Origin of the sequence: Kitasatospora sp. NPDC059648, from assembly GCF_042734825.1 — a bacterium.
Classification (GTDB): Bacteria; Actinomycetota; Actinomycetes; order Streptomycetales; family Streptomycetaceae; genus Kitasatospora.
The window spans coordinates 1-25,479 of record NZ_JBHWDU010000005.1; the positions used below are offsets into that span (position 1 = coordinate 1).

20 protein-coding genes are annotated in these 25,479 nt (G+C 73.3%); 8 read left to right on the top strand and 12 right to left on the bottom strand.

Annotation, left to right across the window (positions count from 1 at the left end; all coding sequences use genetic code 11):
* Positions 1-2,024: nitrate- and nitrite sensing domain-containing protein (locus tag ACFV1W_RS04950; RefSeq protein WP_380413178.1), on the bottom strand; the 2,024-nt coding region annotated here is incomplete at its 3' end.
* Between the two features lie 531 nt (positions 2,025-2,555).
* On the opposite strand from ACFV1W_RS04950, the gene ACFV1W_RS04955 reads away from it, so the two are divergent.
* The 3 genes from ACFV1W_RS04955 to ACFV1W_RS04965 all read left to right on the top strand — a co-directional run bounded on the left by ACFV1W_RS04955 (position 2,556) and on the right by ACFV1W_RS04965 (position 6,218).
* Complete coding sequence (locus ACFV1W_RS04955; RefSeq protein WP_380413180.1) at positions 2,556-4,382, top strand: AMP-dependent synthetase/ligase; 1,827 nt, start codon at positions 2,556-2,558, stop codon at positions 4,380-4,382.
* Positions 4,383-4,626: 244 nt separating this feature from the next.
* Positions 4,627-4,815 (top strand): hypothetical protein, encoded by a 189-nt coding sequence (locus tag ACFV1W_RS04960; RefSeq protein WP_380413182.1) that lies wholly within the window; start codon positions 4,627-4,629, stop codon positions 4,813-4,815.
* A gap of 515 nt (positions 4,816-5,330) precedes the next feature.
* Positions 5,331-6,218 (top strand): nitroreductase/quinone reductase family protein, encoded by an 888-nt coding sequence (locus ACFV1W_RS04965; RefSeq protein WP_380413183.1) that lies wholly within the window; start codon positions 5,331-5,333, stop codon positions 6,216-6,218.
* A gap of 109 nt (positions 6,219-6,327) precedes the next feature.
* Here ACFV1W_RS04965 and ACFV1W_RS04970 read toward each other — a convergent pair whose 3' ends face one another.
* The 4 genes from ACFV1W_RS04970 to ACFV1W_RS04985 form a co-directional block, all read right to left on the bottom strand.
* A complete protein-coding gene (locus ACFV1W_RS04970) occupies positions 6,328-7,125 on the bottom strand; it encodes an SGNH/GDSL hydrolase family protein (protein WP_380413185.1) in 798 nt (265 codons plus the stop codon).
* A 296-nt stretch (positions 7,126-7,421) separates the two neighbouring features.
* Entirely contained in the window at positions 7,422-8,219 is a 798-nt protein-coding gene (locus ACFV1W_RS04975; protein WP_380413187.1) for an SGNH/GDSL hydrolase family protein, read from the bottom strand.
* A gap of 308 nt (positions 8,220-8,527) precedes the next feature.
* Positions 8,528-9,214, bottom strand: coding sequence for a hypothetical protein (locus tag ACFV1W_RS04980; protein WP_380413189.1), 687 nt, complete (start codon positions 9,212-9,214; stop codon positions 8,528-8,530).
* 140 nt (positions 9,215-9,354) lie between these two features.
* On the bottom strand, positions 9,355-10,572 hold the full coding sequence (locus ACFV1W_RS04985; RefSeq protein ID WP_380413190.1) for a hypothetical protein: 1,218 nt from the start codon (positions 10,570-10,572) through the stop codon (positions 9,355-9,357).
* 398 nt (positions 10,573-10,970) lie between these two features.
* On the opposite strand from ACFV1W_RS04985, the gene ACFV1W_RS04990 reads away from it, so the two are divergent.
* On the top strand, positions 10,971-12,140 hold the full coding sequence (locus ACFV1W_RS04990) for an exonuclease SbcCD subunit D (RefSeq protein ID WP_380413194.1): 1,170 nt from the start codon (positions 10,971-10,973) through the stop codon (positions 12,138-12,140).
* Positions 12,137-15,181: an AAA family ATPase gene (locus ACFV1W_RS04995; RefSeq protein ID WP_380413196.1), complete on the top strand. Its 3,045-nt coding sequence runs from the start codon at positions 12,137-12,139 to the stop codon at positions 15,179-15,181. The genes ACFV1W_RS04990 and ACFV1W_RS04995 overlap by 4 nt, the downstream gene beginning before the upstream one ends.
* A 50-nt stretch (positions 15,182-15,231) precedes the next feature.
* Here ACFV1W_RS04995 and ACFV1W_RS05000 read toward each other — a convergent pair whose 3' ends face one another.
* Entirely contained in the window at positions 15,232-15,465 is a 234-nt protein-coding gene (locus ACFV1W_RS05000) for a hypothetical protein (protein WP_380413198.1), read from the bottom strand.
* A gap of 185 nt (positions 15,466-15,650) precedes the next feature.
* On the opposite strand from ACFV1W_RS05000, the gene ACFV1W_RS05005 reads away from it, so the two are divergent.
* A complete protein-coding gene (locus tag ACFV1W_RS05005) occupies positions 15,651-16,214 on the top strand; it encodes a DUF1990 family protein (protein WP_380413200.1) in 564 nt (187 codons plus the stop codon).
* Positions 16,215-16,233: 19 nt separating this feature from the next.
* Here ACFV1W_RS05005 and ACFV1W_RS05010 read toward each other — a convergent pair whose 3' ends face one another.
* Positions 16,234-16,689, bottom strand: a complete 456-nt coding sequence (locus ACFV1W_RS05010) for a YjbQ family protein (protein WP_380413202.1) — start codon at positions 16,687-16,689, stop codon at positions 16,234-16,236.
* 211 nt (positions 16,690-16,900) lie between these two features.
* A complete protein-coding gene (locus ACFV1W_RS05015; RefSeq protein WP_380413204.1) occupies positions 16,901-17,170 on the bottom strand; it encodes a hypothetical protein in 270 nt (89 codons plus the stop codon).
* An 855-nt stretch (positions 17,171-18,025) separates the two neighbouring features.
* On the opposite strand from ACFV1W_RS05015, the gene ACFV1W_RS05020 reads away from it, so the two are divergent.
* Complete coding sequence (locus ACFV1W_RS05020) at positions 18,026-20,230, top strand: CDP-glycerol glycerophosphotransferase family protein (protein WP_380413206.1); 2,205 nt, start codon at positions 18,026-18,028, stop codon at positions 20,228-20,230.
* Between the two features lie 76 nt (positions 20,231-20,306).
* On the opposite strand, the gene ACFV1W_RS05025 is transcribed toward ACFV1W_RS05020, so the two are convergent.
* Entirely contained in the window at positions 20,307-20,519 is a 213-nt protein-coding gene (locus ACFV1W_RS05025; RefSeq protein WP_030283062.1) for an EF-hand domain-containing protein, read from the bottom strand.
* 176 nt (positions 20,520-20,695) lie between these two features.
* Between ACFV1W_RS05025 and ACFV1W_RS05030 the strand changes: the two genes are divergently transcribed.
* Positions 20,696-21,364 (top strand): lysophospholipid acyltransferase family protein, encoded by a 669-nt coding sequence (locus ACFV1W_RS05030; RefSeq protein WP_380413208.1) that lies wholly within the window; start codon positions 20,696-20,698, stop codon positions 21,362-21,364.
* Between the two features lie 132 nt (positions 21,365-21,496).
* On the opposite strand, the gene ACFV1W_RS05035 is transcribed toward ACFV1W_RS05030, so the two are convergent.
* The 3 genes from ACFV1W_RS05035 to ACFV1W_RS05045 form a co-directional block, all read right to left on the bottom strand.
* Positions 21,497-23,335 (bottom strand): ABC transporter ATP-binding protein, encoded by a 1,839-nt coding sequence (locus ACFV1W_RS05035; protein WP_380413210.1) that lies wholly within the window; start codon positions 23,333-23,335, stop codon positions 21,497-21,499.
* 206 nt (positions 23,336-23,541) lie between these two features.
* A complete protein-coding gene (locus tag ACFV1W_RS05040) occupies positions 23,542-24,315 on the bottom strand; it encodes an SDR family NAD(P)-dependent oxidoreductase (RefSeq protein ID WP_380413212.1) in 774 nt (257 codons plus the stop codon).
* 428 nt (positions 24,316-24,743) lie between these two features.
* Positions 24,744-25,424 carry a LysE family translocator gene (locus ACFV1W_RS05045; RefSeq protein ID WP_380413214.1) on the bottom strand — a complete coding sequence of 227 codons (681 nt, stop codon included), beginning with the start codon at positions 25,422-25,424 and terminating at the stop codon, positions 24,744-24,746.
* Between the last annotated feature and the right edge of the window lie 55 nt (positions 25,425-25,479).

Here is a 25,479-nt window from a genome sequence, read left to right on the forward strand (position 1 = left end):
CCGGGGGCCGGGTCCGCCACCGCGACCAGTTCGCGCCCCCCCGCCTTGCGCCCGGCCGTCCGGCCGGCCGTCCGGCCGGCCGGGCGGCGCCCCCCCCCCCCGGCGGCGGGCGGCTCCGGCAGGCCGTCCGGCGCTTCCGCCAGCAGCTCGCGCGGGATCAGCACCACGGCCGTCGTCCCGCCGTACGGCGAGGGCCGCAGGTGGACCCGGATGCCGTGCCGCCGGGCGAGCCGGCTGACCACGAAGAGCCCCAGCCGGTCGGTGTCGGCGAGGTCGAACTCCTGCTCCACGGTCAGGCGCTCGTTGATCTCGGCGAGCAGCTGCTCGCCCAGTCCGAGCCCGCGGTCGTCGATCTCCAGCGCGAACCCGTGCGCCACCACCTCGCCCTGGACGGTGACTTGGGTGTTGGGCGGGGAGAACACCGCGGCGTTCTCGACGAGTTCGGCGATCAGGTGGGTCACGTCGGCGACGGCGCTGCCGAGCAGGCCGGTGCCGGGGAACGGCCGGACGATCACCCGGGCGTAGTCCTCGACCTCGCCGACCGCCGCGCGGACCACGTCCACCATCCGGACCGGCTTGCGCCAGGCGCGGCCGGGCGAGCCGCCGGCCAGGATGATCAGGCCCTCGGCGTGGCGGCGCATGCGGGTGGTGAGGTGGTCGACCTTGAAGAGGTCCTCCAGCTCCGCCGGGTCCTCGGTGCGGCGCTCCATGGTGTCGAGCAGGGTGAGCTGGCGGTGCAGCAGTACCTGGCTGCGCCTGGCCAGGTTGACGAAGACGGCCGAGACGCCGCGGCGCAGTTCGGCCTGCTCGACGGCGGCCTCGACGGCGGCCCGCTGGACGGCGTTGATGGCCTGGCCGACCTGCCCGATCTCGGCCTGCCCGAAGCTCAGTTCGGGCGCCTCGGCGGCCACGTCCACCGCTTCGCCGCGGCGCAGCCGCAGCATGACGGCCGGCAGCCGGGTGGTGGCGAGTTCGTTGGCCGCGTTGCGCAGGTTGATCAGCTCGCGGGCCAGGCCGCGGCCGATCCGGAAGGAGATCAGCACCGACAGCACGACGGCGACCAGGCCGATGGCGCCGGCGATGCCGCCGCGCCACAGTGCCGCGATCGCGGCGGAGCGGCCGCGGTCGTCCAGCCCGGAGGCGATCCGGGAGTTGATGGAGGAGAGGTCGCCGAGGGAACGGTCGGCGGTCTGCTGCCAGTTGTCGACGTTGAGCGCCTGGACCACCCGCTCGGGGCCGCCGGCGCCGACGAAGTCCGCCTCGGCGCGGGCCAGCGCGGCCCAGGCCTCGCCGCCGCGCAGGGCGATGTAGTCGGCCTGGTCGGCGGGTTCGAGCTCGGCGATGTACACGGTGAACAGCGCCTGCTGGTCGTGCAGGGCGTCCAGCGCGGTCTGGTACTGCTCGGGGGTGGGCCTGGTCGTGCCGGTGCGCAGGCCCTCCATCGCCGCGTCCTCCTGGGAGAGGTACTCGCGGGCGCGGACCAGCTCGATCAGGATGGTCCCCTGGCGCGGCAGTTGGCCGCTCTGCCGGGCGACGGAGGCGGAACGGAAGCCGAACACCGGCCGGACCAGGTCGCTGTACTGTCCGAGCGCGAACTCCCAGTTGAGCGCCAGGCGGCCGACCTGGGCCCGGAGCGGGCCGATCTGGTCGGCGGCGGCGGTGATCTGCACCAGGCGGGCCCGCTGGGCGGCGGAGAGCCGGTCGCCGGCGGCGTCCTTCTTCTGCCGCAGCACCGCGAGGCTGCGGTCGGTGGCGGCGGTGGCGTGCGCGAAGGCGTCCCCGGCGACCGGCGAGTTCGGATCAGCCAGGTGCTGGACGGCGGCGCGGCGCTCGTTCTGCAGGTCGCCCGCGTACTGGTCCACGACCGTTCCGTACTCCTTGTACGTACGGCTGATCGCCAGCTGGTTCCAGGCGTCCCCGGTGGCAGCGATCGTCGCGTACACCCACAGCGCGATGAGCGCGACGATGGGCACCAGGAGCAGCGCGATGATCTTCGCGCGGATCGAGCTGCTGCGCAGACGCATGGAGTCCTCGGTCGGGAAGTGCCAGGCGCGGACGGGGAGCGGTACGGACGGGTTCCGGGATGCTGGGGACGGCTGGTCGGCGGGACTTGGGGAGGCCTGGGAAGGAAGCTGGGGAGGCTTCCCGGCCACAGGTCTGCGAGACTCTACTACGCCCTGACCACACGTTCGAGGGTCGAACCATTCCGCTTCTTCACCTTGCCCCGAACACGTCAGAAGCCGATCGCCGTCCGACCGCACCACCGGCGCACCACTCGCGCGTCGCCGGCGCACCGTCGGCACTCCGTCAGCGCCCCGTCGGCACTCCGTCGACCGCCGGGCCACGGCACCCCCGGCAGCCCTCCCCGATTGCTCCGCAGCTGCGACACCGTTCCCACGGACCGGTGCCGATCTCGTCGCGCCACCGTCACAACCCTGGGCAGTGACAGGCCGATCCGATAGTTTCGCTCCACCCGCACGACCGGGCGCCGCCACCCGGGCGCCCGTGCGCCGGGACCGGCAATCAGCGCCGCGAGACGCGAACTGGGGAGGACTGTGCGCGAGTTCACCACCCCTGCCCCGGCCGGGCCCGAGGCCACCGGAGGACTCGCCGACTCCCTGTACGACACCGCCGAACGCACCCCCGACCTGGTCCAGCTGTCCCGGCGGACCGGCGACGGCGGCTGGCAGGACGTCACCGCCCGGGAGTTCCGCGACGAGGTCCTCGCGCTCGCCAAGGGCCTGCTGACCCACGGCGTGCGCTACGGCGACCGGGTCGCGCTGATGTCCCGCACCCGCTACGAGTGGACCCTGTTCGACTACGCGCTCTGGTCGATCGGCGCGATCACCGTCCCGGTCTACCCCACCGCCTCGCCGGAGCAGGTGCGCTGGATCCTCGCCGAGACCCAGGCGGTGGCCTGCCTGGTCGAGGACGAGGACGCCGCGATGACCGTCGGCGCGGTCTGCGACGCCCTGCCCGACCTGACCGGGATCTGGCAGCTCGACCGCGACTGCGTCTCCGTGATCACCGAGGACGGCCGGGACGTCCCCGACGCGCTGGTGCACCGCCAGCGGCTGGGCGTCGCAGCCGCCAACATCGCCACCGTGGTGTACACCTCGGGCACCACCGGACGCCCCAAGGGCTGTCTGATTACCCACGCCAACCTGGCCGCCGAGGCCGACTCGCTGCTGGCCGGCTGGGGCGAGGTGCTCCGCGACACCGGTGGCGGCCAGCCCGCCACCCTGCTGTTCCTGCCGCTGGCGCACGTCTACGGGCGGGCCGTGCAGATCGCGGCCGTCCGCGGTGGCTTCCGGATCGGCCACATCCCGGAGGTCTCCACCGACGCGCTGCTGCCCGCCCTGGAGAGCTTCCGGCCGAGCTTCCTGCACGCCGTCCCGTACGTCTTCGAGAAGATCTTCCAGCGAGCCAGACGCGCAGCCGAGGAGGCCGGGCGCGGCGAACTCTTCGAGCAGGCCCGGCAGGTGGCCGTCGACTGGGCCGCCGCCCGGGAGCAGAGGTCCTTCGGCCGCGGACCGGGACCGGGAGCGGCACTGCGCCTGCGCCACCTCGCCTACGAGCGGACTGTCTACCCCCGCCTGCGCGCCGTGCTCGGCGGCCGGGTGCGCACGGTGATGTGCGGGGGCTCAGGACTGCGACGGGAGCTGGGCCTGTTCTTCACCGGTGCGGGGCTGCAGTTGTACGAGGGCTACGGCCTCACCGAGACCACCGCCGCGATCACCGCCAATCCGGCCGGGCGGCAGAAGCTCGGGACCGTCGGGCAGCCGGTGCCGGGCGCCTCGGTGGCGATCGCCGATGACGGCGAGGTGTGGGTGCGCGGCGGCTCGGTCTTCGGCGGCTACCTCAACCACCCGCGGTGCACGGCCGAATCACTGGTCGAGGGCTGGTTCGGGACGGGCGACCTGGGCCGACTGGACGAGGACGGCTACCTCACCATCACCGGCCGCAAGAAGGACCTGATCGTCACCAGCAGCGGTAAGAACCTCGCCCCGGCGGCGCTGGAGGAGCGGGTCGAGGCCCATCCGCTGGTTTCCCAGTGCCTGGTGGTGGGCGACGACCGCCCGTACGTGGCGGCGCTGATCACCCTCGACCCGGCCGCGCTGGCACACTGGCTGAAGACGCACGGGCGGGAGCAGCTGGACGCCTGGGCGGTACTCGCGGACGAGCAGTTGCACATCGAGATCCAGCGCGCGGTGGCGGCGGCGAACACCGCCGTCTCGCGGGCCGAGTCGATCCGCGCCTTCCGGCTGCTGCCACGGGAGTTCAACCTGGAGCAGGGACTGCTGACACCCTCGCTCAAGTTGCGGCGGACGGCGATCGCGGAGTTCTACGCGACGGACATCGAGGAGCTCTACCTCTCCTGATGCGCCTCGAACAACCCTGTGGCCGAGGTGTTCTGATGTGTCGTCTTATTCCTTGAAATATCAGCTCGTTCGCCGGATCGGTTCACCTTGCCGTTCCCTTGACGGGTCGATTGGTCCAGTCCATTGTTGCTCTTCGGTCCGCGTGCGGCGCACCGGCACCACCCGCTCCCGCCCCTCCGGGAGCGCCCCGGTTCCACGGTCCGGATTCCCGTTCACGCATGCCCCCACCTGCTGGAGTCTTCACGTGTCGACGTCCACGCGCCTGTCCGCGCTGACCGCTTCCCTCGCGCCGCTCACCGCCCTCACCGTTCCGGCGGCGTCCGCCGATCCGGGCGGTACGGACGGTACGGGCGGTTCCGGCGGCCCGACCGTCAGCCTGGCCACCAATCCCGGCTTCGAGCCGGACTTCAGCTGGGGTGCCTCCAACATCTAGCACCCGGGACCGCTCCGGCCCGGCGACGTGGCCCTGATGCACTGGACCGACACCCTCGCCACCGACCTGCCCCGCACCCTCGCGGCCGCCGAGGCCGCAGGCCTCAGGCCGGCCGGGCTGGTGGACTACCTGCACTGACGACCGGGCGGGTGGGCGAGTGCTGGTCGGATGACAGCTGACAGATTTCAACATCTGAAATCTGTCAGCTGTCATCCGCCGTCCGTCATCTGTTCGCGCTCCGCGGGTCGCGCGGCCCGCATGCCGGGGATCTTGCTCGTTGACAGGGTGTCCGCGTGTGGCTCTAATGGGGACGTGCAGCGCGGCGTCGGCCACAGAGCAGTGGGCCGGCCGGCAGCCGAGCCAGCACCTGATGTGCAAGGGGACGATGCGCGATGAGTACTTTCTCCGCTGCCCTGATCTGACGTAGGCGGTCACCGCGGTGTCCGCCGACTGTTCGCGCACGCCGCGTGTGGCCGCGAATCCCTCGAATTCTCAGGAGACTTCACCACACACGCATGTCCATGTCCTTCAATCTGAACGTCATCGAGGAGTTCCGCGCGAACGGCGGCCGGGTCGGCGGCCCTTTCGAGGGCGGCGACCTGCTGTTGCTGACCACTACCGGCGTGCGCTCCGGTCGGCCGCACACCGTGCCGCTGGGGTTCGTCCGGGCCGAGGGGCTGCTCCTCGTCGTCGCCTCGGCGGCCGGAGCGCCGGAGCACCCGCAGTGGTACCGCAATCTGCTGGCCCATCCGGTGGTCCGGGTCGAACTCGGCACCGAGACCTTCGACGCGGTCGCGGTGCCCGCGGAGGACGACCGTCGGAAGCGGCTGTTCGAGGCCGTCGTCCGCACGGCACCCGGCTACGGCGACTACCAGTCGCACACCGAGCGGGAGTTGCCAGTGGTCGTGCTGGAACGGCCCGAGCCGCCACCAGGCCTGCCGAGCGAGGTGCACAGCCTGGCCGACAAGCTGCTGGAGACGCACACCTGGCTGCGGGCCCAGCTGCGCCACGTCCGGGCCGAGGCGCGGGCGCACGTTCCCGGCCGCCCGGCCGGACTCGGGCTCCAACTGCGCCAGCACTGCCTGGCGTTCTGCGCGGGGTTGACCCACCACCACACCGGCGAGGACTCCGCGATCTTCCCCGCCCTCGCGCGCAGCCACCCCGAGCTCGCCGGAGTGCTGGAGCGACTGGGCGAACAGCACCGGGCGATCGCGCGGATCAAGGAGGAGCTGGTGGCGCTGCTGGCCGGGATCGAAATCTCCGATCCGGACCGGCTCCGGGCCGAACTCGACCGCATGTCGGAGGAGTTGGAGGCGCACCTGGACCAGGAGGAGGCGGAACTGCTGCCGGCGCTCGCCGGGATCCCCTTCCCACCGGTGCGGCCGGCGCCGACCGGGCCATGACACGGCGGTGCCGCCTGCCCCTCCCACGGCGAGGGAGGGGCAGGCGGCACCGGGTGGTCACGTCGAGGGTCCGACGGGACGGTGGAACCCGGGCGGGACGGGCCCGGCCTCAGGACTGGCTGAAGACCGGGAGGTAGCCGTCGGCCTGGCCGGACGAGTTCGGGTGGTAGCTCTCGTCGATCGGCAGGGTGGTGCTGTGCAGCCAGGTGTCCAGTCCGCCGCAGATCTCGTGCCCGGCGAAGGTGTCGCGCACGTCGGCGAAGGTGAAGCCGGCGTTGGCGACCTCCTTGGAGATGACGTTGTCGAGCGTGTCGGCGGCGTCGTTGATGGCGGCGCGCTTGGTGTCGCCGATGCCGAAGAGGCAGTAGCCGCCGATCTGGTAGAGGTGCGGGTAGCCCATCACCACGACGTGGGCGTTCGGCGACTTCGACTTGATCGCGGAGTACACCCGGTCCAGCTGGCCCGGCAGGGTGTTGGTCGCGTAGTTCTCGGCCGTGTTGACGGCGTTGAGGCAGTCGCTGTCGGAACCGAGCACACAGGTCTGCATGGTGCGGGAGAACCCGGCGTCGTTGCCGCCGACCGTCAGGCTGACCAGCGTGGTGGAGCTGTTCAGCGCGGAGATCTGGCTGTTGAGGATGTCACCGGTTCTGGCACCCGAGCAGGCGACGAAGGAGAAGGAGGACGGGGAGTTCGCGTTCGACCACAGGTAGGCGTAGGCGTTGGTGCTGCGCTTGCAGCTACCGCTGTCGCTCAGGTAGCTGCCGGCACCGACGCCGGCCGAGTAGGAGTCCCCGAGCGCCACGTAGTTGACGCCGGCCGCGTTGGCGGATGACGCCGTGAAGAGCGTCGTCATGGTGAGGACGGCCGCTGTCGCGGCGACGGAGAGAGCACGAGCTGGGCGGAACATCGCACCTCCAGGTATGACGCGAGTCACGAAAAGGGATACCAAGCGGTAATCGAACGCGGAAGATTTCGCGCCGAGGCTGTTGACGATCCGTCAATTGAAGACGTGATGTACGCCCCCGGCACGGCGGTGCCGCCACCCCTCCCGCAGCCCGGAAGGGGACGACAGCACTTGCAGCGTTCAGCGCCGCCGCGCAGACGCCCGGGCAGGCGACGAGGTGGACGATCGCAAAGGCGACCGGACAGGCGACCGGACGGAGGCCCGGACGGAGGCCCGGACGGACGTCATGGCCGAGGCACTCAGGAGCGACTGAAGACCGGGAGGTAACCGCTGGCCTGGCCGGACGAGTTCGGGTGGTAGCTCTCGTCGATCGGCAGGGTGGTGCTGTGCAGCCAGGTGCTCAGCGAACCGCAGATCTCGTGGTCGGTGAAGGCACTGCGCACGTCGCCGAAGGTGAAGCCCGCGTTGGCGACCCGCTTGGCTATCACGCCGTCGAGCGCGTCGGCAGCCCCGTTGATCGCGGCGCGCTTGGTGTCACCGATGCCGAAGAGGCAGTCGCCGCCGACCTTGTACAGGTGCGGGTAGCCCATCACCACGACGTGGGCGTTCGGCGACTTCGACTTGATCGCCGAGTACACCCGGTCCAGCTGGCCCGGCAGGGTGTTGGTCGCGTAGCTCTTCGCCGCGTTGACGGCGTTGAGGCAGTCGCTGTCGGAGCCCAGCACGCAGGTCTTCATGGTGTCGGCGAAGCCCGCGTCGTTGCCGCCGACCGACAGGCTGACCAGCGTGGTGGAGCTGTTCAGCGCGGAGATCTGGCTGTTGAGGACGTCCCCGGTTCTCGCGCCCGAACAGGCTGCGAAGGAGAAGGAGGACGGCTTGTGCGCGTTCTTCCACAGATAGGGGTAGGCGTTGGTGCTGCGTTTGCAGCTACCGCTGTCGCTCAGGTAGCTGCCGGCGCCGACGCCGGCCGAATAAGAGTCCCCGAGGGCGACGTAGTTGACGCCCGCCGCGTTGGCAGCTGACGCCGTGAAGAGCGTCGTCATGGTGAGGCCGGCCGCTATGACGGCGACGGACAGGGCACGAGCAGGGCGGAGCATTGCACCTCCTGGTATGACGCGGGTCACAGAAGGGATACCAGGCGGTAGTCGAACGCGGAAGCGCTCATGCCAAGGATGTTGACGGACAGTCTGATGGCAGAGACGTGAACTGCCGCCGACAGAGCGTGAGTTCATGCAGGTGGGTGCGGGTGCATGTCGACGCGCGTCGGTCATCGCGTGTAGACAAAAAAGTTTCGAGACGTCAGCTCGCCGTCAGCCGAAGGTCAGCGTGCGGCCTCCGGAGCGTCAGCTGCCCAACGCGGAAAGGCGCCCGCGCCGGGGGCGGGACCGGTGTCCGAGGGTGCGGTTCAGCGCCTGGGGGCGCGCCCGCCGCCCGGGTACACGGGGCCGGGGAAGACCGTGCAGCCCTCGACGGGCAGCTCCTCGATCGTCTCGTTCGCGGCAGCGGGAACGCCGAGCCAGTGGACGGCCGTGGCGACCGCCGCCCGGGCTTGGCGCAGCCCGGGCGCACCCCAGCCCAGCAGCTCGACCGCGAGCCCCGGCGCGACCAGCAGCCGCCGGTAGTGCCGCCCCGAGGCCGGGTCGGCCTCGCTCGGCCCGACCGCCCGCAGCGCCGCCGCCATCCGGACCCGCGCACACTCGTGCCCGCCGTTCGCCGAACCGACCCGGTCGTAGAGGTAGCCGAGGTAGAACGGCCGGCCGATCACGGCCTGGGCCTCCTCACCCGCCTCCCTGGCCAGCGCGGCCGCGGGGTCTCCGTTGTCCTCCGGCTCCAGCGAGCCGCCGGGCAGCGAGCAGATCCCGTCCCTGGGGTTCACCAGGGTCAGCACCCGCCCGTCCGGGGCGAACAGCCACCCCCAGGACTGCTTGGTCGGCAGCCCGTCCGGCACCTGCTCGCCCGGCCGCCACGGCCAGCCCGCCGTGGGACGCCGACGCACCTTCCCGAGCAGCTCGGCGATCTCCGCCGTGAACTCGATCCGGCCCATGCCGCGCGTCCCCCTCTCGCTGTCGGGCTCGCCGGACCTGCGGAGCACGGTTCGGAGCGGAGCGGCCGGAGCGGCGGCTGGGGTACCGCACGCTCCTGCTGTTGATCTTCTCCGATCTTCCCCGAACAGGCGGTCGATGAACAGTCCCCAGCGCCGCACGGTGGATGCGGAGGCCGCGAACGCCCTGATCACGCCAGCGGCCCACCCCCGGCCTCCGGGAGGCCCGGCAGCGGGAACCCCGGCTGCGGGACCGCCCCGGGCGGGAAGGGCAGCCCACGCGCCGCGTCGTCGGCCAGCTCGTCGAACACCTCATGGGCGGTCATCGGCCGCAGCCGCCCAGCGCCCAGCGCCCAACCCCGCACCCGCGGACCGGGCCTCGCGCCGCCCGGGGACCCGCCCGGGGGCCCGTCGGGTGACCCGACGGACAGCCCGTCGGACGGCCCGTCTCCGGAAGCCGTGGACGGATCGCCGTGCAGCAGCAGCGCTCCCTCGCCGCCCGAGGCCACCCCGGCCGCGAGCGTGACGCAGAACGCCTCCGCGTCCCGCCCGGCGGGGTGCAGGCGCCCCCGCTCCACGCAGACGTCCACCGCGGAGGTGAGTTCCTCGCCGTCCTCCGGACCGTGGCAGCGCAGCGTCAGCAGGTGGCAGCCCTCCCCCGCGCCCTCGGCCAACGCCAGGTAGACCGAGGTCACGTACCGCATCACCGCCGCCATCCGCCGCTGCCCCGCCGGGTCGTCGCCCACCGCGCCCAGCAGCGCCGCACAGGCCACGGACATCCGCACCCGCGCCCGGTGGTCGTCCAACAGCACCGGGGCGAGGTCGGCCAGGGGCTCCCCCGCGTAGACGAAGGGCTCCCCGGCCAGCTCCGGATCCCCCGCGTACGCGACCCGGGCGGCCGGGGCCCTGGGGTCGAGCCCGAGCGCCGAGCAGTAGTCCTCGAAGTCGGCCGCCTCCAGGACACGCAGGTGCACCTCCAGCCCCTGCTGGTACAGGCCCGTCAACTGCTCCTCCGCCCGCAGCAGGTACTCCTGGTGCCCGAGCGCTCCGAACAGCCCGTACTTCGCCAGCCCGGCGAAGTCGGCCGCCTCCACGGCCAGCGCCACCGCCACCGGCTGCGGCGGCGCACCCCTGGCCCGGCCGCCGAGCCGCCGCCCGCGCGCGCCGGCGCCACCGGATCCGACGGCCCCGGCGGCCCGTCCGCCCGGCGGTCGGCCCCCTCCGGGCGGCGCCGCCCCGCCGGGCCCGCCGGCCGGCGAACCACCGGCGCCGGCGCCGGGCCCGCGCCCACCGGACAGCGACGCCCGCGACCCCCGAGCCGCCCTCGGCGCCGTGAGCGCCTGCGCCAACGACCGGCGCCGCACCACCACGACGCCCAGCACCTCGTACACCGACTCCCGCACAGCCATGGGTTTCCTCCCGTTCACTTCACCGGCACGACGAGCACGAAACAACGCGAACCAGCACCGACCACCCCGACTCTCGGAGCCGCCGACGCCACGGAACCTACACGGAGTCACTGACAATCGACTCCAAGTAATCGAACACCAGCAGCCGACGCCGCTCCCGGGGATAAAAATTAGCCCCCCATGTGCTCGCACCGACCCCGCCTCCACTCCTTGGGGAACACAATGTGCCCTTCTCGCCGACGGCCCGCCCCGCCCGCGAACCCCGGGCAACGGCCGAGGCAGCCGGAAAGGACAGCCGGAGGACAACCCGGCAGGGCGTCGGTCAACGACAGGGGCCACGACCACCCGAAACCGGTTACCACTGTCGATGTCAGTGGCGGGCGTTAGGGTCGGGGACCATGCGACTGCTGCATACCTCCGACTGGCACCTCGGGCGCTCGTTCCACCGGGAGAGCCTTCACGACGCCCAGCGCGCCTTCCTGGACCACCTGGTGGCGGTGGTCCGGTCCGAGGGCGTGGACGCCGTGCTGGTCGCCGGGGACGTGTACGACCGGGCGCTGCCCGGACTGGACGCGGTCGCACTCTTCGACGACGTGCTGCACCGGCTGGCCGGCCTCGGCGTGCCGACGGTCTTCATCAGCGGCAACCACGACTCGGCCCGCCGCCTCGGGGTCGGCGCCGGGCTTATCGGCCAGGCCGGGATCCACCTGCGGACGGACCCGGGCGAGTGCGCCGAGCCGGTCCTGCTGGCGGACGAGCACGGCCCGGTGGCGGTGTACGGGCTGCCGTACCTGGAGCCGACACTGGTGCGCGAGCGGTTCGGGCTGGCCAAGGGCGGGCACGCCGCGGTGCTGGGCGCGGCGATGGACCGGGTCCGGGCCGACCTGGCGGCGCGCCCCGGGGGAACGAGGGCCGTGGTGCTGGCGCACGCCTTCGTCACCGGCGGCGCGCCGAGCGACAGCGAGCGGGACATCGCGGTCGGCGGGGTCGCCGCCGTGCCCGCCTCGGTGTTCGACGGGGTGCACTACGCCGCGCTCGGCCACCTGCACGGCTGCCAGACCCTCGCCCCGCACCTGCGCTACAGCGGCTCCCCGCTCGCCTACTCCTTCTCCGAGGCGCGCCAGCGCAAGACCATGTGGCTGGTCGACCTCGCGGCCGACGGCTCGGTGACGGCCGAGCGGGTCGACTGCCCACAGCCGCGCCCGCTCGCCACCCTGCGCGGCACGCTGGAGGCCCTGCTCGCCGAGGAGGGGTACGCCGGGCACGAGCAGTCCTGGGTACAGGTCACGCTCACCGACGCGGCCCGCCCGAGCGAGCCGATGGAGAGGCTCCGCCGCCGCTTCCCCCACACCCTCCAACTGTTGTTCGACCCCGAGAACGGCGCGGCCGAGCCGTCCCGGTCGTACGCGGCCCGGGTCAGCGGCCGGGACGACCTGGAGATCGCCGAGGGCTTCCTGCGGCACGTCCGCCCCGGCGCCGAGCCGGAGCCGGACGAGCTCGGCTGGCTGCGCGAGGGCTTCGAACGCGTCCGCGAAGGTGCCGACCGGAAGGCGGACCTGCCCCGATGAGGCTGCACAAGCTCACCGTCACCGCCTTCGGCCCGTTCGCGGGCACCGAGACGGTGGACTTCGACGCGCTCGCCGCCGGCGGGCTGTTCCTGCTGCGCGGCGCGACCGGCGCGGGCAAGAGCAGCGTGCTGGACGCGGTCTGCTTCGCCCTGTACGGCGAGACGCCGAACGCCCGGCGGGCCAACCGGCTGCGCAGCGACCACGCCGGTCCGGGGCGGCTGACGCAGGTGGAGCTGGAATTGACACTGGGCGGGCGCCGGCTGCAGATCACCCGACTGCCGGAGCAGCGCCGGCCGAAGAAGGTCGGCACCGGCACCACCGTCGAGCGCCCGCAGACCCTGCTGCGCGAGTGGGCCACCGACGCGGGCGACGGCACGCCCGGGTGGCAGCCGGTCAGCAAATCGCACCAGGAGGCCGGGGAGGAGATCCACCGGCTGATCGGCATGAGCCGGGAGCAGTTCTGCCAGGTGGTGCTGCTGCCCCAGGGCGACTTCGCCCGCTTCCTCAAGGGCGACTCGGAGGAGCGCGGCAAGCTGCTGCGCCGCCTGTTCGACACCGAGCGCTACGGGCTGGTGGAGGCCTGGCTCGCCGAGCAGCGCCGCGCCCAGGAGAGTGCCGTCCAGTCCGGCCGACGCCGGCTGCGCGATCTCGCGAGCAAGGCCGAGCAGGCGGCCGGGCCCGCGGCCGAGCCCGCCGGGGAGTGGGTGCCGGCCGAGGACGGCGACGCGGACCTGACAGCCGGCGTGCTCGGCTGGGCGGCGATCCTGCGCAGCGGCGCGGCCGAGCAGCTCGCCGTCGCCGAGGCGGCGCTCGCGGGTGCCGAGGCGGCGCAGCGGACGGCCCAGCAGAGGCGCGAGGCCGCCGAAGAGCTGGCCGGGCGGCAGCGCCGGCACCGGGAGGCGCTGGCCGAGGCCGAGCGGCTGGCCGGGTTCGAGCAGGCCGCGGCTCGGGACCGTCGGCGCCTGGCGGCCGCGCAGGAGGCGGTCGGCGTGGACTCCGCGCTGCGGCTGCGCGACAGCGCGGCCGAGGCGCTCGGCCGGGCGCGCGCGGCGGAGCAGCGGTGCCGGGAGGCACTCGCCCGGGCGGGCGGCGGCGGGCAGCTGCCGATCGCGGCCGGAGCCGACGCCGCCGCGCTGGCCGAGGCCGAGCTGCGGCTGCGCGCCGACGTGGTCCGGCTGGAGGCAGCCCGGGCGGAGGAGCGGCGCTGCACCGAACTCGCCCTTGAGCAGCTCGCCTTGACGCAGGACCGGCGCGGCGCCGAGGAACTGGCCGAGGAGGCCGAGGACTGGCTGGCCGAGTTCGACGACGAGCTGGGCCGCTTGGAGGAACAGCAGACGCGGGCCCGGGCGGCGAGCACCCGGGTCGAGCAACTGGACCTCCAGTTGCGCGAGTTGACCGCCCGCCTGGGTGCGGCCCGGGAGCGGGACGGCCTGCTGGCACAGATCGCCGCCGCCGAGCCGAAGGCCGTCGAGCTGCGCACGGCCGCACTGGACGCCCGCGAGTTCAGCCTGGACCTGCGGGACCGCCGCCTCGCGGGCATGGCCGCCGAGTTGGCCGAACAGCTGCGCCCGCACGAGGCCTGCCGGGTCTGCGGCTCGCCGGAACACCCGGCACCCGCCGAGGCCGCCGAGGGCGAGCGGGTGAGCGCCGAGGACGAGGAGCGGGCACGCCTGGCCCAGGCCACCGCCGAGCGGCTCCGGGACGAGGCCGACCAGGCGCTGACCGCGCTGCGGGTGCGCGAGGCGACCGCCGCCGGGGCGGCCGGGCCGGAGAGCACGGACGTGCTCGCGCGATCGGTCGCCGAGCTGGAGCGCGAGCACCGCACCGCGCTGCACGAGGCGGAGGCTCTCGGCCGGATCGGGCAGGAGATCGCCCGGCTGTCCGAGGACCGTGCCCGCCGACTGAGGGAGCTCAACGAGGCCAGGGAGCACGCCGCCGTACTCACCGACCGGCTGGCGAAGCTGGACGAGGAGCAGCGCGAACTGAGCGCCAGGGTCGCGGTCGCCCGGGGCGAGGCCGCCTCGGTGGCCGACCGGGCCGCGACCCTCACCGCGCTCGCCGAGGCGGTCGCCGCGGCCGCAGCGGCCGTCCGGACGGCGTCGGAGGCACGGGCCCGGTTCGACGGGGCGGAGGCGGAGCTCGGCGAGGCCGCCGCCGCCGCGGGCTTCCCGGATGCCGGGGCGGCGCTCGCGGTGCTGCTGCCGCGCGAGGAACGGGAACGGCTGGAGGCCCGGCTGGAGCGGCACCGCGCGGAGTCGGCCGCCGTCCGGCACGAGCTGGCGCTGCCCGAACTGGTCGAGGCTGCGGCGCTGCCCCCGGCCGACCTGCCCGCCGCCGCGGCCGCGCTCTCCGCCGCCACCGACCGGCTCGGCCGGGCGCACGCGGCGCGATCGGCGGCCCGGGAGCGCTGCGCGGCACTCGCCGCGATCGGGCGCCAGCTGGGCGACCTCGCCACCGAGCTGGCCCCGGCGCTGGAGCGGTACGGACGGATCAACCGGCTCGCCGCACTGGCCTCCGGCACCTCCACCGAGAACCGGCTGCGGATGCGCCTGGAGTCGTACGTGCTGGCGGCCCGGCTGGAGCAGGTCGCGGCGGCGGCCAGCGACCGCCTCGTCCGGATGTCCGGGGGCCGCTACACCCTGGTGCACAGCGACGACCGCGGCACCGGGAACAAGCGCTCCGGCCTGGCCCTGCGGGTGGTCGACGCCTGGACGGGCACCGAACGGGACACCGCCACGCTCTCCGGGGGCGAGAGCTTCTTCGCCTCGCTGTCCCTCGCCCTCGGCCTGGCCGACGTGGTCACCGACGAGGCGGGCGGGATGCCCCTGGACACCCTGTTCATCGACGAGGGGTTCGGCACCCTGGACGAGCAGTCCCTGGAGGAGGTGATGGACGTCCTCGACGGCCTGCGCGAGCGGGACCGCGCGGTCGGCATCGTCAGCCACGTCGCCGATCTGCGCAGCCGCATCCCGGCGCAGCTGTTGGTCCGCAAGGGGCGGCACGGCTCCACCCTCGCCCTGGCCGGCCGGGAGGACGCGTAGCGGCGGAGGAACGCCGTCGGCCCTGTCGGACGCCCCGGGCCCCGGGCCCCTCAGCCCGAACAGGCGATCCGCTGGGCCTGCTGCCAGGCGCAGGTCGGGCACAGGGTACTGCCCGGCTGATCGGCGGGCAGCACCGTCGGTTCGCCGCACAGCACGCAGTCGGCGCGCGGCCCGGGCGCGGCCGGGTCCTCGCGCAGCGCCGTCTCCGCCGAGTCGGCGGGCGCCGACTCGCAGACCACCGCGTCCTCGCCCGAAGCGCCGTCGTTCGTCGCGGTATCGCTCATGCCGCTTTCCTACTCCCCGCCCCCGCCCCGCCGCAAGGCACCCCGGCCGGGCCAGCGTCCGCCCGGGCCCGCTGACTGCACCGGACCGGCCTCCTCGACCATTGCGTCGACACCGCCGCGCCCCCGATCCGTCGGCGAACCCCCCACCCGAGGCGCTCCCCGACCCGCCGACTACCGTAGCCGCCATGCAAGGCGATGGCGATCTCCAACAGCGACTGCGAGCCGCCCGGGCCGCCGGGCCCACGTACCCCGAGGTCGGGGCCACCCGCCACGGCCGGCTGCCGGGCGGGTACGCGCACCTGCGGCGCCGGGTGCACCTCGGACACGGGCCGGAGGTGCTGGAGCGGGCCGGGCGGTACGTGCTCGGGTGGGGCAGTCAGCTGGGGAGCGGGTTCGCGGTGCACCCCGGCGGCCCCGCCCGGGAGGGGGCCACCGTGCTGCTGCGGCTGAGCCTGCCGGGCAGCCGGTGGCCACGACTGGTGATCCCCTGCCGGGTGGTGTGGACGGAGGCCGGGCCGGACCGGATCGGCTTCGCGTACGGGACGCTGCCCGGCCACCCGGAGTGCGGCGAGGAGTCGTTCCTGGTGTCGATGGACGCCGAGGGCGAGGTGTGGTTCGAGGTCGCCGCGTTCTCCCGGCTGTCCGCCTGGTACGCCCGGCTGGGACGGCCGGTCGCGCTGCTCTGCCAGCACCTGGCGATCGAGCGCTACCTCGCCGCCGTGGCCGGCCACGTCGCCACGGGCCGCTGAGGCCTGTCCGCAGCACGGCTCAGCCGAGGAAGGACAGCCGGACGGTGCGGCGCGGATTGTCCCCGTTGGTGTCGATCAGCACCACCGACTGCCAGACGCCGAGCGCCAGTTGACCGCCGAGCACCGGCAGGGTGGCGTGCGGGGCGACCAGGCCGGGCACCACGTGGTCCCGTCCGTGGCCGGGGCTGCCGTGCCGGTGGCGCCAGCGGTCGTCGGCTGGGAGCAGGTCCCGCAACGTGGCGAGGAAGTCGTCGTCGCTGCCCGAGCCGGTCTCCAGGACGGCGATCCCGGCGGTGGCGTGCGGGACGAAGACGTTGAGCAGCCCGTCCCGCCCGGGGGCCCGCTCGTTGAGGAACGCGACGCAGCGGTCGGTGATGTCGAGCGCGACCTCGCGGTTGCCGGTGGTGATCTCCAGGGTCGTGCTCTGGAAGGCGCCGGTCGACCCGGCCGACGTGAAGTGGTTGTTGTCCGCCATGACGCCATCCTGGCCCAGGTCAACGGGTCGGGCGTACCGCCTCGCCGACTGCCCGCGCCGGGGCGTCGGGCTCGCATAGGGTGAGAGGTTCAGACCAAAGACACGGCCCGCCCTCCGGATACGCCGACGACCCGACGGACCGGGTGGTCCGACGGGTCGTTCAGGGACCGGCCACTGGGCCCGGGGCGCACCCCGCCCCCGGGACCGGGTGCTAGCCGCGCCCGCCGAAGAGGCTCCGCCGCAGCCGACGCAGCGGCGCCAGCAGCGAGACGCGGGTGTGGCGACGGCGGGCCGCCGCCGGGGTGTCGGCGCCTCGCGGCGTCAGCTCCCTTATCAGCCCGAGCGCCTCGGCGGTGTCCACCGCCGAGAGCGCGGGCGCGCCGAGCACGGCCAGGTGTCGGTCGATCCGGCGGCCGGTCGCGCCGACACCGCACTGGATCGCCGGCACACGGGGCCGAGTCCGCACTTGCATGTGTTCCATCAGTTTTCCCACCCCTACGAGGCGCCAGGGCCGTGAGGCGAAGACTATCCGTGAGGGACGGCCTTCGCGCAACCGTCCTTGGTGTTGTGCCACCGTACCGTGCGACGCCAACTGACGATGCACCAGGGGCCGCCCGGGCGGTCACGACTAGGCATCAATGATGGTGCACGACCGGCCGTCCGTCATCAGGGCCAGGAGGCACGGGCCCGGCGCCCGTACCCGCGGGACGCGCCGGGCGCACGGGGGCGGGCGGCCGGTGCGACCGCCGTGTCGATGAATCGCCCCCGGACGCGTCCCCCGGAAGCACCCCGGGAAAGCCCCCGGCCCGCGTCGACGCCAACCCCTCGCACGCCCTCCCTCAGCCCCGCGCACGCCCTCCCGCAGCCCTTCCCGCAGCCCCTCGCGCGACTCCGACCCGGGTCCGGCCCGGCTCCCCATATAGGGGACAGCCGTCACATCGACAAAGCGACCACCGCGTCACCGTCCAACTTCATGAAGTGAACGCATTCGGGGGATTGACTCCCGTCAATCCTCCAAGCAATATCTGATGCACACGCCCAGGTGCCCGCACCGCACCATGCGCGTGTTCGAGTGATGAACGACTCGATGAGGGCTCCGGCTCCTGCGGGCCACTGCCCGGCCACCTCGACGCTGCGGTGGCCAGGCCCGCACGGTGCCCGGACCGGCGGCCGGCCGTAGAGGGTCGGCCGGGCCGCCACCAGACTGCCGGTGCCGCCCCGCTCGGGGCCCGGCACCGGCGGTTCCGGGTCGACCACGCCACCGGCTCCTCCACTCCTCCCGCACAGCCGGACGTCCCCGCAGGTCGCACCGCGTGGATCGGTAGACTCGGCCAGCGTGTCCCTCCTCCTCAGCATCGTGCTCCCGGTCCACGGCGTGGAGCGGTACCTGCCGCGCTGCCTCGACTCGATCCTCGGCGAGACCCCCGCCGCCGAGACCCGCTTCGAGGTGATCGCGGTCGACGACCTCTCCCCCGACGGCTCCGGCGCGATCCTGGACGCCTACGCCGCCCGCGACCCCCGGCTGCGCGTGATGCACCTCACCGAGAACCAGGGCCTCGGCGGCGCCCGGACCGCCGCCCTGCCACAGGTGCGCGGCGAGTACGTCTGGTTCGTGGACAGCGACGACTGGCTGCCCGAGCGGACGGTAGGCGTGATCCTCGACGAGCTGGCGCAGGAGCACCGCCGCGAGGTGCCCGCCGACGTGCTGCTCACCGACTTCACCCACGTCTACCCGGACGGCGGCAGCGAGCCCAACCCCTGGCGGCACGTGCTGGTCGGCTCCCCGCTGGTGGAGGGCTGCACCCTGGCCGAGTACCCGGCGCTGTTCCAGACCGTGATGTCGGTGTGGAACAAGGTGTTCCGCCGCGAGTTCCTGGAGGGCCTCGGCGTCGCCTTCGGCCGCGGCTACTACGAGGACATCTCGGTCACCTATCCCGCGCTGCTGGCCGCCGAGCGGCTGCGCTACCTCGACCGCCCCTGCTACTTCTACCGGCGCGGCCGGGACGGCGCGATCACCGCCACCCCCTCCCCCAAGCACGCCGACGTGTTCGCCCAGTACGACGCCATCTTCGCCTTCATCAACCGCTCCGACCGCCCGGGAAGGGCCGTCCCGGAGTCGCTGCGCACCCTGGTCTTCGACCGGACCGTCCGCCAGGCGCTGAACGTCTACGACACCCCCGGGCTGGTCCCCGCCGCCCGGCGCAAGGACTACTTCCACCGGATCGCCCTGCACTTCGAGCGCCACCGCCCGGCGGACTACCGCTTCCCCGGCGGAGTGCGCGGCGTGCAGTACCGACTGGCCGCCCGCGGCGCCCGGATCGCCTACGCCGAGCTGCGCCGCACCGGCCGCCTGCCGCGCGAACTCAAGCGCGGCGCAAAGGCGGTGGCGCCCGCGGTGAAGAAGGGCGTGCGCAGCGGTGCCCGGTTCACCGCCTACAACGCCTTCCGCCGGCTCCCGCTGGACGAGCACCTGGCGGTGTACGCCGCGTACTGGCACCGGGGTTACGCGTGCAGCCCGGCGGCGATCTACGAGAAGGCGAAGGAACTCGCGCCGCAGATCCGGGGCGTGTGGGTGGTCGAGAACCGCCGGCAGGCCGACGCCATGCCGCCCGGCGTCCCGTACGTGATCGTCAACACACCCGCCTACCTCAAGGCGATGGCGACCGCCAAGTACTTCGTCAACAACGTCAACTTCCCGCGCACGATGGCCAAGCGCCAGGGCACGGTGCACGTCCAGACCCAGCACGGCACCCCGCTCAAGGCGATGGGCATGGATCTGCGAGGGCGCCCCGAGGCGGCCGAGGGGATGGACTTCGACCGGCTCCAGGAGGCCATCGACCGCTGGGACTTCCTGGTCTCCTCCAACCCGCACACCAGCGAGCACTTCGCCCGGGCCTTCCCCGGCCGGTACGAGATGCTGGACACCGGCTACCCGCGCAACGACCGGCTGGCCAGCGCCACCCCGGAGGAGGTCCGGGCGATGCGCGAACGGTTCGGGCTGCGCCCGGGCACCACGGCGGTGCTGTACGCGCCGACGCACCGCGGCGGCAAGGGCGGCTACGTGCCCCTGCTGGACGTGGCGGAGCTGGCCCGGCGCCTCGGTCCGCGCTTCACCCTGCTGGTGCGCACCCACTACTTCCACACCGACGGTCCGGGCGACCTGACGACCGGTGCGGACGCCGCGGAGGTCGTGGACGTGTCGGCGCACCCGGTCGTGGAGGACCTCTACCTGGCGGCGGACGCGCTGGTGACGGACTACTCGTCGATGATGTTCGACTACGCGGTGCTGGACCGGCCGGTGGTGATATTCGCCCCGGACTGGGAGGAGTACCAGCGCGAACGCGGCGTCTACTTCGACCTGTTCGCGGAGCCGCCGGGCGCCGTCACGGTGGACGTGGACGGGCTGGCGCGGGCGCTGCGCGCGGGCGATCCGGAGCCGGGGGCCCGGGAGCGGTTCCGGGCGAGGTTCTGCGTCTGGGACGACGGCGGGGCGGCGGAGCGGGTGGTGCGCCGGGTGTTCCCGGTGGGCCCGGCCGAGTAGCGAACCGGGCCGCGAACGGGGCCGCGAACGGGGCCGGGACCGCCGGTGGGGCGGCCCCGGCCCCGTCGGCGTCGGCTCAGCGCTGGCGGGCGGCCAGGAACTCCTCGAAGTCCAGGAAGCCCTGGTGACGGGTGTCCATCGCGTGGATCAGCGCCTCGGCCATCGAGATGGTGACGCTGTGGTCGCCCATCTCGTTGGCGGCCAGCGCGTACTCGGCAGCGGTGATCTTGCCATCGCCGTTCTTGTCGAAGCGGTCGAACATCTCCTTGATGGCCTCGACGCTCTCCATCGTTTCCTCCTGGGCACTGCGGGGTCTTGCTCGGTTCGGACGGCCGTACCCTACCCGGCCGTGGTGTGCGCCACGGTGTCCGGGAGTGGACGGGCGCCGGGGTTGGTGTCGTAGTCTGCGGGTCTGATTGCTGACCCGGGCGCCTCCCGGGCGGTCGTTCGTCCAGGGAGGGAACCGTGCTCGACCTCGCCACCAGGCTGGTGCTGAAACCCGTTTCGCGGGGGATCTGGCGCCCGGTCATCGAGGGCATCGAGAACGTGCCGCGCAAGGGCGGGGTGATCCTGGCCAGCAACCACCTGTCGTTCATCGACAGCGTGGTGATCCCGCTCACCGCCCCTCGCCGGGTGCACTTCCTCGCCAAGGCCGAGTACTTCACCGGCACCGGGCTCAAGGGCCGGATCTCCAAGGGCTTCTTCGAGGCGATCGGCGCGGTACCGGTCGAGCGCGGCACCTACCGTTCCGCTCAGGCCTCGTTGGAGTCGGCGCTGGAGATCCTGGAGGACGGCAAGGCCTTCGGCATCTACCCCGAGGGCACCCGGTCGCTGGACGGCCGGCTCTACCGCGGCAAGACGGGCGTGGCCTGGCTCGCGCTGACCGCCGGCGTCCCGGTGGTGCCGGTGGCCCTGGAGGGCCCGGAGCACATCCTGCCGATCGGCAAGCGCATCCCGCGGATCAAGAAGGTCACCGTCCGCTTCGGCGAGCCGCTGCACTTCGACGAGCTGCACGGGCAGGCCCGTTCGCTGAAGGCCCGTCGGCAGGTGACCGACGAGGTGATGGCGGCGATCCAGCGGCTCTCCGGCCAGGAGGTCGTGGAGAGCTACAACGAGATCCCGAAGGCGGCCTGACCGCCCTTCGGCCCGGTCGGGCGCGGCCGACTGCTCCGTGGCCTACGGCCGCGTGGGCCACGCGCCGCCGAGGCCCGGCAGGCTCAGGCGCGGCCGAGGCCCGGCAGGGCTCGGCGTGACCGGGCCCCACGGTCACGCGTGGCCGAGCGCGGCGGCGTCCGACAGGGCCGCCACCTCCGGCGCCTCCCGGCGCAGCAGCGCCGCGTACCGGCCGTCCAGCTCCACCAGCTCCTCGTGGGTGCCCAGTTCGACCACCTCACCGTGGTCGAGCACGGCGATCTGGTCGGCGGAGCGGACGGTGGAGAGCCGGTGCGCGATGGTGATGGTGGTCCGGCCGGCGGCCAGGGTGTCCACGGCCTGCTGGACGGCGCGTTCGGTGCGGTTGTCGAGCGCGCTGGTGGCCTCGTCCAGGATGAGCACCGGCGGGTTGCGCAGGATGGTGCGGGCGAGCGCGAGGCGCTGCTTCTCGCCGCCCGAGAAGCGGTAGCCGCGTTCGCCGACCAGGGTGTCGTAGCCGTCCGGGAGGGCGGCGATGGTCTCGTGGATCTGCGCGGCCCGGGCGGCCTCCACCAGTTCGGCGTCGTCGGCGCCGGGTTTGGCGAAGCGCAGGTTCTCGGCGACCGAGGCGTGGAAGAGGTAGGTCTCCTGGGAGACCACGCCGACCGCGCGGGCCAGGGTCTCGAAGGACAGCTCGCGCACGTCCACGCCGTCCAGGGTGACCCGGCCGCCGGTGACGTCGTACAGCCGCGGCACCAGGTAGCTGAGGGTGGTCTTGCCCGAGCCGGTCTCGCCGACGACGGCCAGTGAGGTCCCGGCCGGGACCTTGAGTTCGACGCCGGTCAGCGTCGGGCGCTCCTGCTCGGGGTCGTAGCGGAAGTCGACGGCCTCGAAGCGGACCTCGCCGCGGATGTCGGTCAGGTCGACCGGGCGCGGCGGTTCGGCGATCTCCACGGGCAGGTCGAGGTACTCGAAGATGCGCTGGAAGAGCGCGAGCGAGGTCTGCACGTCCACGCCGGTGGAGAGCAGGCTGACGGTCGGGCGGAACAGTCCCTGCTGGAGGGTGACGAAGGCGACCAGCGTGCCGACCGAGACGATCGGCGCGCCCGCGGCCGACGTCAGCCCGGCCGCCCAGTAGATCAGCGCGGGCATCGCTGCCATCACGATCATGATGGTGTTCATCCGCCAGCGCCCGGCCATGCTGGCCCGCACCTCCAGGTCGGCGAGCTGGTCCGACTGCTCGGTGAACTCCCGGGCGAGCGAGTCGGAGCGGCCCATGGTGCGGCCGAGCAGGATGCCGCTGACCGACAGCGACTCCTGGACCGCCGAGCTCATCGCGGCCAGCTGCTTCTGCCGCTCGGTGGTGATCTTCTTGCGCTCCCGGCCGACCCGCCGGCTGATCCAGACGAACAGCGGCAGCAGGAGCAGCGAGACGACGGTCAGGCGCCAGTCGAGGGCGACCATGGCGACGATCGAGGCGATCACCGCGGTGAGGTTGGAGACCAGGCTGGTCGCGGTGGAGGTCACCGTGGACTGCATGCCGCCGATGTCGTTGGCGATCCGGGACTGCACCTCGCCGGTGCGGGTGCGGGTGAAGAAGGCCAGCGACTGCCGCTGGAGGTGGCCGTAGACCGCCGTGCGCAGGTCGTGCATGACCCGCTGGCCGACGGTGGTGGAGATCAGCGTCTGCAGCACGTTGAAGATGCTGTTCACCACGGCGGTCAGGATCATCCCGGTCGCGAGCAGGCTGAGCAGCCCGGTGCGGCCCTGCGGGATGGCGGTGTCCAGCACGGCCCTGAGCAGGAACGGCGAGACGACGGACACCACGGCGGAGGCGGCGACCAGCAGCCCGACGGTGGTGAGGCGGCCCCGGTACGGGCGGAACAGCGCGAGGATGCGCCGCCACTGGGCCGGCGGGCGGGGGGCGCCCTCGGCGCGCTCGGGCGGGGTCCAGTCGATGGCGGCGGGCCTCAAGAACGGGCCTCCCTGGATCGGGCGCGCGGGGGCGTGGCCGCGGCGGCGGGCATGGCGGTCGGTCGGTTCTCAGCATAGCGAGAGTAGCTCATAGTTAGGCAAGCTAATAGTGAGGGTTGCTCTATTCCCGCGTTGTCCTGCCGCTCCGACCGACTGCTCCGCCCGACCGACCGCGCCACCCGCCGACCGGCCGACCTCCGGGCGCCTCAGTTCGTCCGGTAGGTGCGTGCCGCCTTCGAGGAGAGGCCGCCGAGCTTGCCCGACGGCAGCACCCGGGCGATCGCCACGGCCAGCTTGTAGCGCTTGCCCGGCACGGACACCGAGCGACCGCGGGCGAGGTCACGCATCGCCTCGTCCACCACCCGCTCGGCCGAAAGCCAGGACCAGGACGGGATGTTGCCGGTGCCCATGCCCGCCCGCTGGTGGAACTCGGTCCGGGTGAAGCCCGGACACAGCGCCATCATCCGCACGCCCGTCCCGCCGAGGTCGCGCAGCACGCCCTGGGTGAAGCTCACCACCCACGCCTTGCTCGCCCCGTACGTGCCGCGCGGCAGGAAGGCCGCCACCGACGCGACGTTCACGACCGCGCCGCGGCCGCGCTCGCGCATCCCCGGGAGGGCGGCAGTGGTCAGCCGCAGGACGGCCTCGATGTGCACCTTCAGCATGTCCAGCTCGTCCTGGAGCGGGACGGTCCCGAAGGCGCCCTTGTTGCCGAAGCCGGCGTTGTTGATCAGGAGGTCCACCGGGCGCTCGGCGTCGGCGAGCCGGTCCTCGACGGCGGCGATGCCCTCGTCGGTGGCGAGGTCGGCGGTCAGCACCTCCGCCTCGGTGCCGTACCGGGCGTGCAGGTCGGCGCTCGCGCGCTCCAGGCGCTCGGTGTCCCGGGCCACCAGGACGAGCCGGTAGCCGCTGCGGGCGAGCCGACGCGCGAAGGCGGCTCCGATGCCGGCGGTCGCGCCGGTGATCAAGGCTGTGGTCATGCCCCCGACCGTACCGACTCCCCGCAGCCACGCCCACACCCAGGGCGACTCCCGTGCTCGGCGGCGTGCGGATGCAGGCGATCGACCGTCTCGAAGAGTCGAATGCGGGCATCTCCCGATCGGGCGAGGCGAATCCGGACGAGGAGACGCCGCTGATGCCTGCTCAGTTCGGGACCGAAGCCGCACCGGCGCCACGCGGCGCGACACTCACCGCGGCCGAGACGCTCGCGAGCCTGATGGCGGAGGACGAGGCCGTCGCGGCCGCTCGGGCGCACCGCCGGGGTGGCGGTCGCGGCCTCGACGGTCGCGCTCTCCCGGGCACTGGGCAGCACCCGATCCGGCGGGCGCGTGAACGGGTTCGGAGCCGCGACGGCGGTGGGCGGTTGAGCCCTCCGTCGACCACCTGCGCGGCCCGCCCGGAGCGCAGCCTAGGCCGCCACCGCCTTGGCGCGGTCGGCGGCGATGCGCACCGCGAGTCCGGCGAGGACGGTGCCCATCACGTAGCGCTGGACGCGCAGCCAGGCCGGGCGGCGGTTGAGGAAGCCCGCGATGCTCCCCGCACTCATCGCGATCAGGCCGTTCATGCCGACCGCGATGACGATCTGGGTCAGGCCCAGCACCAGGCTCTGCGCCGCGATGTGGCCGCGCTCGGGCACCACGAACTGGGGCAGCAGCGAGATGTACATGACGGCGATCTTGGGGTTGAGCAGACAGGTCAGGAAGCCCATCGTGAACAGGCGGCGGGGCGGGTCCGGGGGCAGCTGCTGCGGGGCGAAGACGGCCGTGCCGCCCGGCTTGACCGCCTTCCAGGCCAGCCAGAGCAGGTAGCCGGCGCCCGCCAGCTTGATCGCGGTGTAGAGGGCGGGGACCACCGAGAAGACCGCGGCCACCCCGGCCGTCACCGCGACCAGGTAGACCAGGAGCCCGGCGGCTACGCCCGCCAGCGACACCAGTCCGGCGCGGCGGCCCTGGGATATCGAGCGCGAGACCAGGTAGATCATGTTCGGCCCCGGCGACAGCACCATGCCCAGCGCCACGGCCGCGGTGCCGAGCACCGCGTGGCCGTCCACCGCCCGCAGGGCGTCCGCGACGTTCGTCAGCTCGTCCATGCGTCGAGGCTAGGGGCGGAGCGATCTCGATGCAATGATGACTTTGTGCTCGGTG

Excerpts from the sequence above, each read along its gene's own strand:
- ACFV1W_RS04965 (WP_380413183.1), top strand. The coding sequence starts at position 5,331 with ATGTCCATGTCCTTCAATCTGAACGTCATCGAGGAGTTCCGCGCGAAC.
- ACFV1W_RS04970 (WP_380413185.1), bottom strand. The coding sequence starts at position 7,125 with ATGTTCCGCCCAGCTCGTGCTCTCTCCGTCGCCGCGACAGCGGCCGTC.
- ACFV1W_RS04975 (WP_380413187.1), bottom strand. The coding sequence starts at position 8,219 with ATGCTCCGCCCTGCTCGTGCCCTGTCCGTCGCCGTCATAGCGGCCGGC.
- ACFV1W_RS04985 (WP_380413190.1), bottom strand. The coding sequence starts at position 10,572 with ATGGCTGTGCGGGAGTCGGTGTACGAGGTGCTGGGCGTCGTGGTGGTG.
- ACFV1W_RS04990 (WP_380413194.1), top strand. The coding sequence starts at position 10,971 with ATGCGACTGCTGCATACCTCCGACTGGCACCTCGGGCGCTCGTTCCAC.
- ACFV1W_RS04995 (WP_380413196.1), top strand. The coding sequence starts at position 12,137 with ATGAGGCTGCACAAGCTCACCGTCACCGCCTTCGGCCCGTTCGCGGGC.
- ACFV1W_RS05000 (WP_380413198.1), bottom strand. The coding sequence starts at position 15,465 with ATGAGCGATACCGCGACGAACGACGGCGCTTCGGGCGAGGACGCGGTG.
- ACFV1W_RS05005 (WP_380413200.1), top strand. The coding sequence starts at position 15,651 with ATGCAAGGCGATGGCGATCTCCAACAGCGACTGCGAGCCGCCCGGGCC.
- ACFV1W_RS05010 (WP_380413202.1), bottom strand. The coding sequence starts at position 16,689 with ATGGCGGACAACAACCACTTCACGTCGGCCGGGTCGACCGGCGCCTTC.
- ACFV1W_RS05015 (WP_380413204.1), bottom strand. The coding sequence starts at position 17,170 with ATGGAACACATGCAAGTGCGGACTCGGCCCCGTGTGCCGGCGATCCAG.
- ACFV1W_RS05025 (WP_030283062.1), bottom strand. The coding sequence starts at position 20,519 with ATGGAGAGCGTCGAGGCCATCAAGGAGATGTTCGACCGCTTCGACAAG.
- ACFV1W_RS05040 (WP_380413212.1), bottom strand. The coding sequence starts at position 24,315 with ATGACCACAGCCTTGATCACCGGCGCGACCGCCGGCATCGGAGCCGCC.
- ACFV1W_RS05045 (WP_380413214.1), bottom strand. The coding sequence starts at position 25,424 with ATGGACGAGCTGACGAACGTCGCGGACGCCCTGCGGGCGGTGGACGGC.